Origin of the sequence: Chitinophaga sp. SYP-B3965, assembly GCF_009647655.1 — a bacterium.
GTDB lineage: Bacteria > Bacteroidota > Bacteroidia > Chitinophagales > Chitinophagaceae > Chitinophaga.
In genome coordinates this window covers 1,007,945-1,021,350 of record NZ_WJFD01000001.1, presented here as the reverse complement: position 1 = coordinate 1,021,350, position 13,406 = coordinate 1,007,945, and the positions used below count along the sequence as shown (strand labels likewise).

The 13,406-nt window shown below is 44.2% G+C and carries 11 protein-coding genes; 2 read left to right on the top strand and 9 right to left on the bottom strand.

What is annotated here, in order from left to right; genetic code table 11:
* Together GFS24_RS03975 and GFS24_RS03970 are read right to left on the bottom strand one after the other, a co-directional pair.
* Entirely contained in the window at positions 1–342 is a 342-nt protein-coding gene (locus GFS24_RS03975) for a hypothetical protein (RefSeq protein WP_153658269.1), read from the bottom strand.
* Between the two features lie 142 nt (positions 343–484).
* Complete coding sequence (locus GFS24_RS03970) at positions 485–1,486, bottom strand: bestrophin family protein (RefSeq protein WP_153658268.1); 1,002 nt, start codon at positions 1,484–1,486, stop codon at positions 485–487.
* A 21-nt stretch (positions 1,487–1,507) separates the two neighbouring features.
* Here GFS24_RS03970 and GFS24_RS03965 point away from each other — a divergent pair, with 21 nt between their 5' ends.
* Positions 1,508–2,311, top strand: a complete 804-nt coding sequence (locus tag GFS24_RS03965; RefSeq protein ID WP_216647354.1) for a hypothetical protein — start codon at positions 1,508–1,510, stop codon at positions 2,309–2,311.
* A gap of 15 nt (positions 2,312–2,326) precedes the next feature.
* Here the strand turns inward: GFS24_RS03965 and GFS24_RS03960 are convergent, their stop codons facing one another.
* From GFS24_RS03960 to GFS24_RS03940, 5 genes are all read right to left on the bottom strand, one after another.
* Positions 2,327–3,100 carry a hypothetical protein gene (locus GFS24_RS03960; RefSeq protein ID WP_153658267.1) on the bottom strand — a complete coding sequence of 258 codons (774 nt, stop codon included), beginning with the start codon at positions 3,098–3,100 and terminating at the stop codon, positions 2,327–2,329.
* A gap of 23 nt (positions 3,101–3,123) precedes the next feature.
* The gene (locus tag GFS24_RS03955; RefSeq protein WP_153658266.1) at positions 3,124–3,930 is read right to left on the bottom strand and encodes a hypothetical protein; all 807 of its coding nucleotides are present in this window, start codon (positions 3,928–3,930) and stop codon (positions 3,124–3,126) included.
* A gap of 25 nt (positions 3,931–3,955) precedes the next feature.
* Positions 3,956–7,408, bottom strand: coding sequence for a TonB-dependent receptor (locus GFS24_RS03950; protein ID WP_173002963.1), 3,453 nt, complete (start codon positions 7,406–7,408; stop codon positions 3,956–3,958).
* A gap of 66 nt (positions 7,409–7,474) precedes the next feature.
* Entirely contained in the window at positions 7,475–8,443 is a 969-nt protein-coding gene (locus tag GFS24_RS03945) for a FecR family protein (protein WP_153658264.1), read from the bottom strand.
* Between the two features lie 86 nt (positions 8,444–8,529).
* Positions 8,530–9,090, bottom strand: a complete 561-nt coding sequence (locus tag GFS24_RS03940) for an RNA polymerase sigma factor (RefSeq protein ID WP_153658263.1) — start codon at positions 9,088–9,090, stop codon at positions 8,530–8,532.
* A 114-nt stretch (positions 9,091–9,204) separates the two neighbouring features.
* Here GFS24_RS03940 and GFS24_RS03935 point away from each other — a divergent pair, with 114 nt between their 5' ends.
* Positions 9,205–11,622, top strand: a complete 2,418-nt coding sequence (locus GFS24_RS03935; protein WP_153658262.1) for an outer membrane beta-barrel family protein — start codon at positions 9,205–9,207, stop codon at positions 11,620–11,622.
* A gap of 7 nt (positions 11,623–11,629) precedes the next feature.
* Here the strand turns inward: GFS24_RS03935 and GFS24_RS03930 are convergent, their stop codons facing one another.
* Together GFS24_RS03930 and GFS24_RS03925 are read right to left on the bottom strand one after the other, a co-directional pair.
* Positions 11,630–12,676 (bottom strand): HAMP domain-containing sensor histidine kinase, encoded by a 1,047-nt coding sequence (locus GFS24_RS03930; protein ID WP_153658261.1) that lies wholly within the window; start codon positions 12,674–12,676, stop codon positions 11,630–11,632.
* The gene (locus GFS24_RS03925; RefSeq protein ID WP_153658260.1) at positions 12,673–13,347 is read right to left on the bottom strand and encodes a response regulator transcription factor; all 675 of its coding nucleotides are present in this window, start codon (positions 13,345–13,347) and stop codon (positions 12,673–12,675) included. The genes GFS24_RS03930 and GFS24_RS03925 overlap by 4 nt, the downstream gene beginning before the upstream one ends.
* Positions 13,348–13,406 lie beyond the last annotated feature (59 nt).

Genomic DNA, 13,406 nt, shown 5'->3' with positions numbered 1-13,406 from the left:
TTAAACACTATATCCCAATTCCGTTGCCCGGTGTTTAAACCACATGAATGCAACTATACCCAATACAATAGATAACCCGATCATCACCCAATAGACTACACGCTGATTTTTCGACATCTGATCAGGCTTTAAATTGGGCGGCCGTAATATCAGCAGATAAAGGCCAAACACTACTAAAAAAGGCCCTATGCCCACACCTTTCAAAGAATAGCTTAAGTTATCCTGCTTCTGCGCCATGGCCTCCAGGGGGCGCCAGATAAAGTACCAGATAAAAGCAATGCCACCGGCAAGGCATAATAATCCGTAAAGAATAGATTTGTTCCAGCTCGGCTGTGTTTCCATCGTTTTTTTTGGGTAAGATACACAGCTTAATGATATTTTACCAGGAAACAAAGGTCATCTACCAGATCATTTTCCAGCAGTGATGCCGCAAACGTTACACCACCATAAACGATCAAATCGGGACTACTGTTGTTTTAAAATACTACATTAAAACACCATCAACCGGCACAAGTCTTTCCGGCACTTCTTTATCATCCATCATTTCCCGCAGATCAATTTCAATATTACGGCAAATGGAACTCATGGGAATATCCGTCAATGCGTTCTCGAAAGGATTTTCGCTCAGGTCGCCTACTGCTTCCATGGCATTGAACACCCAGTTTACAATGAAACAAACCGGAAACAAAAGCCATTGGGCGTTTGGTGTATGGCGTGTTATTTCTGCAATCAGTCCAAATGGTAAAAGCACGATAAAAATATCTACGAACACACGGCTGAAAACAGCATACTGCCTTGGGAACGGATAATTCTTTATCCGCTCGCAGCCGCCCTGCTGGTTGTACAGATCCGTAATCACATTGGTGAGATTGGCATGTTCTATATTGTCGATCACGCCTTGCTGCTTTAAATGTTTTATATCCCTGCTTTGCAGATGCAACAGGTGTGTAGCGGGATTCAGCTTACTAATGACGTATTCTCTTTCACCGGCGCCGCAAAACTTATCCAGTGTTTCCTGCATCATCGTTCCATAGTCCTGGCCGGACTTATACTGTGTGCTTGATATATAGCTTTGATAGTACTTTTCACTCCATACCTTATTGCGTCTCAGCTGCATCCTGAGGGCATTACACCAGCCTATGTGCCGCATTACCATGTGACGTGCCATCGCTCTCACCTCTTCGTTCCCGTTATTACCGGCCAAATCAAGCACCATGGCAGCCCATACCCTACTGGCATTGGTAATGCTTCCCCACAACCTGCGCGCCTCCCACAATCTGTCGTATGATGAATTGTTTTTAAAGCCTACATAAAAAGCAACGGCGGTGCCTATTACGCCGATCGGCAAAAGCGGGATAATTGCTTCTTTATAACCTAATACCACATACAACACATACGCCACGGTCATTGGCGTGAAGTGTATCAACAACTGAATGTAATGACGTGGTAAAACATGCTGTAGCTTCAGGGTCCGGTTTGTATACATATTGAAAGATTTAAGATCGTGATGAAATTACAGCAAAAAGTATGTAAAAACAGCATTTCTGCATCTGGTAAACATATGAACTTCCTGCTCCTCCTCCTCAGTACCTTCGGGAACTATGCTCCCCCTGTTACCATTCACGTACTGGTAGCGCTTTGCGACAACAAATACCAGGGCATTGTTCCCGTACCAGCCAAAATAGGCAACGGGCAGGACCCCGCCAATAATCTTTACTGGGGATGCGGTTATGGGGTGAAAACATTCCTGAAAAAACAGCCGGACTGGCAACTCATTAAACTGATCAAACAACCGGCTCCCTATATTCATGAGCGCCTTGTTTTTAAACACCGCACACCGGGCGTTTACCTGGTGGCCGATGCTTATGACGGCGCCCGCATGAAAGAGACGATCACCTCTTTTCTGCAATACGCAGCAGGCCGGAACCGTACTCCCATTCCATTGGATAAGGATACCTTGCATGCAGGCGGAGATGCCAGGCTGATCTGTTTTGTAGGACACAATGGACTCATGGATGCAGCGCTGCCGGCTTATCCTGAAAAAGCAGATGATCGCCCCCGTGATGTAGCGATCTTTGCATGCGCGAGTAAGTCCTACTTCTCAGAACCCATTCGCAGAACAGGCGCTAACCCGCTGATCTGGACCACGCATCTCATGTCCCCGGAAGCTTATACACTGGATGCAATGATAGACAGCTGGCTGCTAAAGGAAAAGCCTGCGCTGACCCATGAAAAGGTAGCACAGGCTTATCAGCAGTATCAGCACTGTGGAATAAAGGGGGCCAGGAGGCTCTTTGCCACAGGCTGGTAGCCAGGTTTTAAAACACTAATATCCTTTTGGAATAGGAAACAGTTGTGCCATTTCTGTACCAAAGCCCTGCGGTGAAGGCTGAATAAAATAAAGTTGTACTTTATTCCCGGTGAATTTGTTATGTGGGATATACCAGCCGAATCCACTTGTTTGGCTGAGAGATTCACTATCATTAAAAGCAAAATCAAATGTTCCTGCTTTGAGGAAATAGATGGTGCTGCTTCCTACCGCATTTCCATCCGGAAACGCCGGATCAGGCAGGTAATCTGTATATACCCAGGTTTGAGGAACTGCATTTTTCGCCAGATAGGCTTGTTGCCCTGTGTTTTGATTATACATCAGGATATCGATCGGATCGTTATTCTTAGTATAATAGATGTAAAAACCCAGTTTATTGGTGGCAGGGTCCGCCGCAGGAGGCGTAATGTCTAAAAGCTTACCATCAATGTTTACAAGAGGATAAAAGAATTCCAGCTGGCTGCCAGACAATGGCAACGTTTTCTGAAATAGCTCTTTTCCACTTACTTTGTCTTTCACCGTTAAAATGGCCTCTTTTTTACCGCCAAAATAGGGATATACCATGCTGAAGTTGACCCTTGCATTTGCCGGTTGTATTTTCTTGTCAAATATCACTGTATCCAAAGACACTTCCAGCTGCATATTGCTGAGGTTAAATCCCTTGAAGGTAACATTGATCGCCCTTATTGTTTCTATATCCTTGTTGCAGGATGCCAGCCCTAATATTGTTAGAGAAGCAATGGCCAATACCTGTAAATATCTTCTTATCATAAACAGATCTGTTTTGAAATAATTTAAAATTGTGTTTGCTGGTAAGAGTTGATATACTTAGCCGCTGGTGTGCCCGATTCTGTTATGGCCACTATCTGTGGTTTGGTATTAAACAGAAGAGGTAAACTGACACCTGAAGCAATCGTGAATCCTGCATCTTCATAATAGTTAATATCCGTGCCGGATTTAAAAAATCTCAACTCGGGATTTACATAATAAACTTTCCCGTCTATTTCGGTTCTCCCGCCGGGGAAAGATGGTGCTTTTAAGAATTCAGAAAATGTATAAGCCTTTGCCTTGATCCTTGCCAGTTCTTCCTTCTTTTCCAGTTTAAACTGCCCGTTTTCTATGATTTCGTACTTTTTATAATAAACGATATCTATATCACCTGTATAATTGGAAACACTGGGTAGGAACAGATAACTCACCAGTCGGAAACCATCCGGGTTATTAGCCGGTGCTACCGGCTTTTCGATTAATTTACCATTCACATAGAACAAATTAATCACCAGGGTGTATTCTCCCTTCTTCACTTCTTTTTCATAAACCGGCTTACCGGTTTTCTTTTCTGTAATGGCCAGTTTTATACTATTCTTAGACGCAGGAAAAGTATATCTGTCTGTACGGTTAAAGCTCCTTCCGGCGTCGATAAGCGCATTTGAAGTCATGGTATCTATCGTTATTTGCAGCTCGCTGTCGCTGCCATTGAAACCGCTTGTTGTCAAAGCAAATGCTTCCTCTTTTACCAGGAAGTTGTCATCTTTCTGGCACCCCGCCATAGTGATGGTCAGCAGCATTAACGCAATAAAATATGTATGTAAAGATTTCATGTTTTTTTATTTTGAAAACCCGTTATCAAAATGAATAAGCAACAGAGAAACTGAATGAACGACCTACTTTTCTGGTAAAAGTGTCTATATCTCCGATACGTTTTTTCGTTTTTCCATCAGCAGCAGTTTCATAATAACCTTCTTCATACTTTTCAGAAAAACCAAATCTCCATTCGTACTTGTCTGTCCACTCTGTTAAACCAATCGTGCTACCCACACCATCTTTCGCTTTATACGTATTGACGGAGTTGATAAAGAAACGATGAGGATCGTCGAACAGGTTGCTCATGTTCAGCTTCACTTTTAATGCCCTGCTTTTAAGGAAAGAATAACTGATCTGTGCATCCGTTTGGTTACGTGGGCGTTCATATTCCACATATTCAGGCATGATACCTACTGTAAAGGTTTTATACCCCATGTGGTTGAATACCATATTCAAACTTAACCTGTCGTTGTTGTACAACAAGCCGATATTATACAACACCGGTACCTGACCGTAAAGCGGACGTTTTTCTTTCAGCAGTATTTTTTTACGATAGCTATAGCTTAACCCTTCTTCGTCCTCGGTACCCTGGCCGAAGCTGGTATATTCAAATCTGCTGGCCTGTACTTCTGACTTCTGTAATGTAAGGTTACCGCTCAGGTACATATTTTGCAGGGGTTTCCATCCTGCATATAAAAAACCGAGGTTTTTGCGAAGGTCTAATTCAAATCCGTGTACTTTAGCCCAGTCTGAGTTACCTGTTAAGGCATCTACTGATTGGCTCGAATTGGTAACATCCAGGTATAATTCCACCGGGTTCTTAAAATATTTGTAGAAATATCCCACTGATACTACTTCTCCTGCTGAAGGATACCATTCCAGCTTTGTATCATAATGATCAATGATCGTAGACAACACCCCTACATTGTGCTGGATACGGCCAAGTGCCGGATTGAAACGGGAGAAACCGGAATTTTCGATCAGTGAAGGCCTTACTACAGACTGTGCATAAGAAGCCCGTATATTAACATTCGATAATGGCGTTACAGTAATGTTCACTGAAGGGAGGTAGCGCCATTTTTCTTCTTCCGTAGCTGCATCCAGGTATTTGTGTACAAGCCGGCCGGTTTCAGGGTCCACATAACGGCTTTTTTCTTCAACCTGCCGCTGGATCGTAGCGGAACCAGTACTTGTAGCATCTTTTATTTCTTCATATACATATGATTCCACTCTCATGCCCCATACTAACCGTAACCATTTGGTGATACGATTGTCCATCATCCCAAAAACGGCTTCATTGGTATTTTTCCCTTCATATGCGTTTAAAGAAAAACTTCCGGGGTAATAGTAGATGTCGTTTAAAGGATCTTTAAAGTCCATAAATTGCCCCCATGCGCTGATAGGTATGCCGCTATACCGGCCGGAATTCATGGAACCAATTGGCAGGATCTTCCAATCATAGGTGCCATGGCGTTCCAGGTATTGGTACCCTGCTTTGATCTTTTGCTGCTGGCTGCCTATTTTGAACTGATAGCTGAGCGCTGCATCTGCCATCAGGTTTTCCTCATCATATTTGTACTGCGCCCTGTTCAATATTCCAATTCCCGGATCGGTAACACTATTGGGACCATACGTATACACGGTGGAATTCGCCGTTTTTGTGGGTGATAATCCTGCTTCTACGGCATCATTCTCGTAATTGGAGATCTTGTTGCGGGCCAGGTTCCAGTCTATCACAAAATGCCCGATCTTATGCTCGCCGCTTAATTTGTTCTGTAAAAGTTCAATGAACTTAGGACTGTCGTTTTCCTGAACGGCAGGATCTTCTCCGTAACCAATATCATTGCCCCAGCCTACAGTACGGATAAACCTGCTTTGAAAGCTGCGGGAATAAAAGTTACGCGTAATGATCTTATGGTTCTTAGACTGCCAGCCACCATTCAACAGTGCTGCCCAGGTGGTGGTGAAATTGTATTGTTTGCCGGTGGTCTCATACATTTCTGCACCTGTTTTAGCGTCATAAGCAGTGTTGCCGTTCTTTGACCAGCTGCCTCTTTCGAAATGCAAAATATCATCGATATTTTGTTCATTGCGATAGCTCAATGAACCCACAAAACCAAGGCGGCTTTTACCCAGCTCATAACTCCTGCCAAGACTTGCCTGGTAGTTTTGCGATGGGCGGGCAGTATAAGTACGGGTGCCCAGGCGCTCTGTACCACCGATCTTTTTATTCTGCTCTCCTATCATTTCAGTTGTGATAGGTGTAAGGTTTAATCCGGGAGGTACTACATTATCATAGGGCCTGCCGGGATTATAGCGGTTAAGATCAAAATAAAACAGATCTGCTTTATAGGGCTTTTCTCTTGCTCCGTCATCAAAACCCAGGTAATCATTCTTTCCTCGTTTATAACCAAGGAATTCCTTGCCTGTGCTGCGATCGTTATATTTACCACCAAAGTTGATGTTGTTGAAATTTTTAGTGGGAATGGCCAGCGTGTTGATCTGGATCAATCCTCCGCCAAAGCCAAAGCTCATATCCGGTGTATAACCTTTAGACACAATAATATTATCTACCAGGTTGCTGGGAATGATGTCGAATTCAAAATCACGCACCTGCACATCTGTACTGGGAAGTGTAACACCATCCAGCATGGCCACGTTATAACGCTCTGCAATTCCGCGGATCACTACCCGGCGGTTATCATTCGTACTTACGCCAGAGATCCGTTTCAGTACATCTCCCACATTTTTATCCGGTGTGGCAGAGATCTGCTCAGCAGACATACCATTGGAAATTTCTGCCGTGTTTTTCTGACGGGCATATACAGCCGCAATGCCTTCTTTTTTAGCGGAAGACATTACGGTAACACCAGCCAGCTGGCCTTTCTTCCTTTTTATCACCACATTCAGCTCAAAGGTTTCACCATCATTTACGATAATGCCACTCACTTCTTTCGTACCATAACCAATGTTGCTCACAGTAGCTGTGTAAGTGCCTTTAGGCATAGAAATACTAAAGGAACCATCAATGCCCGTAGTAGCTCCTGTATTACCGATGCGGATAGTGGCGCCAAACACCGGCTGCCCGTTCTCTTCATCGATGATCTTCCCGGTTACTTTACCCGGATCTCTTTTAGGAGCAGGGATAACGCCATTTTGTACGGATACTATTTTGCCGGATTGCTTAAACTGAAGTCCGGTACGTTTTGTAATAACATCCAGTATTACGGGCAATGGCTTGTCCGTTTCTCTGAAACTGAATTTCTCATCCAGCTTATCTTTTATTTCTCTGCTGTTATAAGCGAATGTATAGCTGGTTTGCTGTTCCAGTAAATGAAAAATGTTTTCTAATGGTTGGTTATCTGCCTGCAGGCTCACTTTCTGTTGTGCTTGCAACTGCTGAGATAATAGTAATAAGCAAAACAACAACCGGGATAAACGCCTGATCAGTGGCGCTTTTTCCTGGTTTCGGGCACAGGGTACAATTTTTTTCATACTTTTGAATTGATTTTGTTTATTAATAATGCCCGGTATTGTCATTTGCGATGCGTACCGGGTGTTTTATTTTCTCTTTTGTCTGGATTGAATAAGGATCGTTCCTTCCTTTTTTGTGATGGTTAAGCCATAGATGTGCCGCATACTTTCCAGGATATTCTCAAGCGGTTCATTCGCTGCAAACCTGGCGGTGCAGTATTGATCCTCCCCAATTGTTCCGATCACTTTCATGGGTATATTAAATCTGCGTTCCAGCGTTCCTATTACATTTAACAATGGCTCATCCCTGAATTGCAATATGCCTTTACGCCATTCGCTGTATGAGGATGCATCTGTTTGTATTGTTTGAAATTCTCCTGTTTCACTCATCCATACAGCACGCTGGTTTTGCGTGAGGGTTACGGACTGACCACCCTTGCTGGAAAACTGCACCTTACCGGTGGCTACGGTTACTGCAACCTGGTGGTAAGCTTCTATATTAAAAGATGTTCCCAGCACACGAATGGTGGCTTCCGGGGTATGCACTATAAATGGACGGGATGGATCTTTCCGTACATCAAAAAAACCTTCTCCTTCCAAATAGACTTCCCGTATGGAATCTTCCTTCCATTTAATGGATGAGCCCGCGTTGATCCAGATCTGTGTGCTATCCGGCAGGGTGATCAATTTCCTTTGACCATTGGGAACAGTATAGGTGACCTGTGCGGCGATTGTTTTTGTGGCGGAAGGATATAACCACCAGCCTGCACTGATGAGCAGCGCAATAGCTGCGGCTATGGCTGCTTTGGGCCATAGTCGTATTGTTCTTTGTTTAACCGGGAGTTTGGTCCTGAAATCCTGCCAGGCATCCATGGCGTAATAAGGAGAAGTGGTATCCTGCTGTTCTGCCTGTACCCGGCGCAGCCAGGGGATCAATGCAGCATACTCGGCTTGTTGCTTTGTAAGCGCTTCCCATTTTGCTGTTTCCCCCTGTGTGGCATTACCGTCCATTATTTTATGGATCAGGCTCCAGTCCAGTTCATTCTCTTTTGACATAGCTATATTACCGGGATTTGCAGCCCCTTATTCATAAGGAGACATGAAAGGGGGCCAGCGGCTCACGCTGCCATATTAACACAATGTTAACTCTTCGAATAGAGCAGGAAAAGCACCACAGACAAGCCCTTTAACTGTAGCATGGCGCGGTATACCTGGTTTTTAACGGTTCTTTCTGAGAGACCGAGGCGCTGGGCAATTTCACGGTAAGAGAGGCCTTCTATTTTGTTTAATTCAAAAATATGCCTGCGTTGTGGGGGAAGTTGATTGATATAAACGGCCAGGTGATCTACGTTATCTGCTGGTTCATCTATCCAGTTCTCTTCGTATTCCTTAACCGTTTCAGGCGTGAGTTCCAGAGAACCGGGCACACGGCCGTTCGTTTTCAGGCGGCGCAGGGTGCGGTGCCGGGTCATGGCAAAAAGATATTGGCGCAGGCTTTCTTTTATTTCTATGGACTGGCGTTTTTCCCAGAAGGTGAGAAACACATCTGCAGCCACTTCCTGCCCGTCAGCTTCGCTTTTCAGCAATCTGCCTGCATAACGGCTCAAAAGGCTGTAATAGCGTAAAAACACTACCTCCAGGGCTTTTTCATCACCTTGACGGATGGCGTTAAATAAAAGTAACTCTGCACCGGCATTTTGCATATCCGCGCAAAATTAGATGGATTAGTGGTTTGTTGATAATAAATTATTGTGATCTATGTTTATCAGATAACTCCCCTCCAAAATTCCTCCCAAATCGTATCCGACATTTGTTCTATGAAAAGGAAAGATCTCATACTCATCATATTCACACTGCTAAATATCCTTCCGCAGGCAGTTCTGGCGCAATCTGCCAACGTTTCTGTATCCGGAACAATAAAGGGGAAGAAAGACGGAAAACCGCTGCCCTACGTGAATGTAGTGCTGAAAAGAACGAAGGACAGTTCCTTTGTTACCGGAACAGTCAGCAATGAGAAGGGGCTATTTACGCTAACCGGTGTAAAACACGACAATTATATACTGGAGGCTTCCTTCATGGGCTTAAAAACGAAAACACAAGATCTATTCGTTGGCAACCTTTCCCAATTCATTGACCTGCCTGTTATAGAAATGGAAGAAACCGTGTCCCAGCTGCAGGGCGTGGTTGTTACCAGTGAGCAGCAAACACTCAGCGCAGCGCTGGACAAAAAAACGTATAATGTGGCCGATAACATCAGCCAGGGAGGAGGATCTGTACTGCAAACCATGCAAAACCTTCCCGGGATCACCATACAGGATGGCAAAGTGCAGCTGAGGGGAAATGATAAGGTGACAATACTGATCGATGGCAAACAAACAGCACTGACAGGTTTTGGAAGTCAATACGGGCTGGATAATATTCCGGCATCTTCCATAGAGAAAATTGAGATCATCAATAATCCCTCTTCCAGGTACGATGCCAATGGCAATGCAGGGATCATCAATATTGTGATGAAGAAAAACAAACAGGAAGGATGGAACGGTAAAGTTGGCCTCGCAATGGGCCTGGGTTCTCTTTGGGAAAGAAAAGAGAATTTGCCCACCATCAGGCCCCAGTATAAAATGACGCCTAAAATAAATCCTTCCCTGTCACTCAACTATCGGAAGAATAAGATCAATGCTTTTTTACAGGCAGATAACCTGTACACCAAAACCCTCAATAAAAACGAATTCGTAACCAGAACATATGATGATGGCCAGGTTGTACAACAACAACTCAAAAGGAACCGGAACACCAACTTTTTCACTTCAAGAGCCGGCATTGACTGGTATATGGATGAAAAGAACACCCTCACGGTATCAGGTATGTTTGGCAGTGAAAAGATCATCGATCATGGTGATCAGCCCTTTTTTCACGCTGATCTGTCAGAAAGGATACGCCTGTGGCAATTCCTGGAAGACGAACTAAAAACTACTGTAATGGGCACAGTCAGCTATCAGCATAAGTTCCTGCAACCAGGGCATTTGCTGAACGTAGGTTTCAACTATACATTCCACAGGGAAGATGAAAAATACTTTTACGACAACATCCTCCCCGCCTCATCAGGTACAGATGCTTTTAAGCTGCTATCAGACGAGCAGGTGTATGACCTGAACATAGATTATATAAGACCGTTGAAATATGGCAGGATTGAAACCGGTATTAAACTAAGGAACCGAAGTATCCCCACGGATATGCAATTTAAACCCGGCGTTAATTCCGTGATCGATTCTGCTGCCGGAGGATGGGCTACTTACCGGGAACTCATTCCCGCACTCTATGGAAATTATGTTTTTGAAAACAAAAAATGGGAAGCAGAACTGGGGCTCAGGCTGGAATATGTAAGGATACAATATGACGTGAACCCTGAGCACCCTACCTACAGCAGCGATGGGTACAACTACACCCAGCCATTCCCCAACTTCAGATTAAGCTATAAGTTAAATGAGCGGAACAAACTATCCGCCTTCTTTAACAGAAGGGTGGATCGCCCAAATGAAGTGGACATCAGGATCTTTCCCAAATATGATGATGCGGACATTATAAAAGTGGGGAACCCCGCACTCAGACCACAGTTCACCAATTCCATCGAAGTGGGTTACAAAACCAACTGGGCAAAGGGCAGCCTTTACGTGGCAGGCTATCACCGGTTTGCGGATGGAACAATCACCAGGATCTCTACCGTAGTGCCCGGAAGCGCTTCCGTTTATGCTATTTTCCAGAATGCGGGAAAAAGCTACAACACAGGGATAGAAGCGGTGTTCGAAGAAAAGGTATCTCCTGCTTACTCCTTTAACATAAATGGTAATATTTATAAAAACAAGATTAATGCCTACACTGTCACCAATCTGTATCCGGTAGCCCATCAATTCACAGCGGCGGAACAAAGCATTGTTTCGGGGAATTTGAAACTGAACAATAATTTTCGTTTCGCTGCTGGCGTTGAGGCCCAGCTCACTGCCGTATACATGGCGCCGGATATTATCCCACAGGGAAAGATCGGATCCCGTTTCTCTCTGGACTTCGGCATCAAAAAGGCCATACAAGGATCTAAAGGGGAAGTTTTCTTAAACGCTACAGACCTGTTGAATACAATGGTCATAAGGCGGGAAATAGTGGGCAATGGGTTTTCTTACACCAGTAAAGACTATTATGAAACACAGGTTATTCGCATTGGTTACAATTACAAATTCTAAATATGGATCAGCTGAAGATCAAATAGAAATGATGGTTCCCGTCTCTAAACGCATACTCCACGTTCCATTGGTACCGGATCACTATTTGCTTTACCAATGCTAAACCAAGGCCGGTACCGGGTGAATGTTGAGAAGCCGATGCAAAACGTTTAAACAATTGCGATCTGTTAAGTGGCTCCGTTCCGGGGTTGGAAACAGTTAAACGATCCGTATCAAGATGAACGTTGATAATTCCTGCTCCCGGTGTATGCCTTATGGCATTTGTCAGTAAATTACCTATCAGAATTTCAATGAGGTTCCTGTTCCCTTCCACAATAAGCGGATGCTGTGCATCTACCCGTAGTTCACAGCCTTTTTCTTCAAAGAACGGCGCAAACTGTGTAGATAGGTCCTGCACCAATGCATAAAGGTCTATTGACGCTTTATCAGCGAACTGCTTGTTCTCGATCTTGGTAAGGAGGAGTAAATTTTTGTTGATGTGACCGGCTCTTGTAAGTGCGGACTGCGCCGCTTCAATTAAATGATACTGTTCATCATCGATCGTTTTGCTTTGAGAGAGCAATTCCAGCTTGGACTGCACGATGGCCAGCGGTGTTTGCAGTTCATGTGAGGCATTGTCCGCAAATTCCTTTTGCTGGTTATAAACGGTGATGTTAGCCTGCAGTAATCTTTTCAGGCTTTCATTCAGTTCATCAAACTCCGCAATGCCCGTTTGCTCAAAATGAATATTGTCAGGATTATCCAGGTCAAATCGTTTGATCTGTTTCAGGGTTTGATAGAAGGGTTGCCACATGCCGCGGGATAATCTGCGGTTAAGCAGGATCAGGGCGCCTAAAAGGATGGCAAAGAACAGCGCACTCAAAAGCGTTACCGCACCGATGATCAATAATTTGTCCTCCCGTCCTGCTTCAGCTGTTACGATCACATTATGCTCATCCAATTCATACTGCCACAGCCTGCTTAATGCCAGGTAGTAGATAGGGATACTGCAGGCCAGCACAACGGCAGCACAGATCACAATCCTTTTAAGGGAATAGTTCAGCAGTTTACTCATATTTCCCATTTATAGCCGCTTCCGTACATTGTTTTGAGATAATGTCCAACACCAGCCTCGTTCAGTTTCCGTTTAAGGTTCTTAATATGAGAATATACAAAATCATAACTGTTAAACAATGCCGCAACATCCCCGGAGAGATGTTCGGCCAGCGCTGCTTTGGAGACAACCCGGTTTTTATTGATAATGAAATACATCAATAAGTCGAATTCCTTTTTTGTGAGCAGCATAGGTTTTCCATCCACACTAACCGCCTTACCCAACACATCCACCCGGATCTCGTTCTGTTCAATAACGTTTACACTGCCAAAGTGTTTGCGCCTGATCAGGGAATATACCCTGGCGGCCAGTTCAGGCAAATGAAAAGGTTTGGCGAGGTAATCGTCCGCACCGATCCTCAAACCGTTTATTTTATCGTCCATGGAGTTTTTCGCCGAAATGATGATCACGCCATCATTTTTCTTCTGCTCCTTCAATTCCTTCAGGATTTGAAAGCCATCACCACCTGGCAGCATCAGGTCCAGAAGGATACAATCGTAATCGAAGGAATCAATCCTTTCCAGGGCCTGAGAATAGGTGGCTGCATATTCGCATAAGTAACTTTCGTCTGAAAGATAACTACCCATGCTTTTTGCCAGTTCTACTTCATCCTCGATGATTAAGATCTTCATGGGGCAAATTTACGGGTGAATTCTGTTTTCTTTTGGGATTTGTTACCCCGCCCCCAATC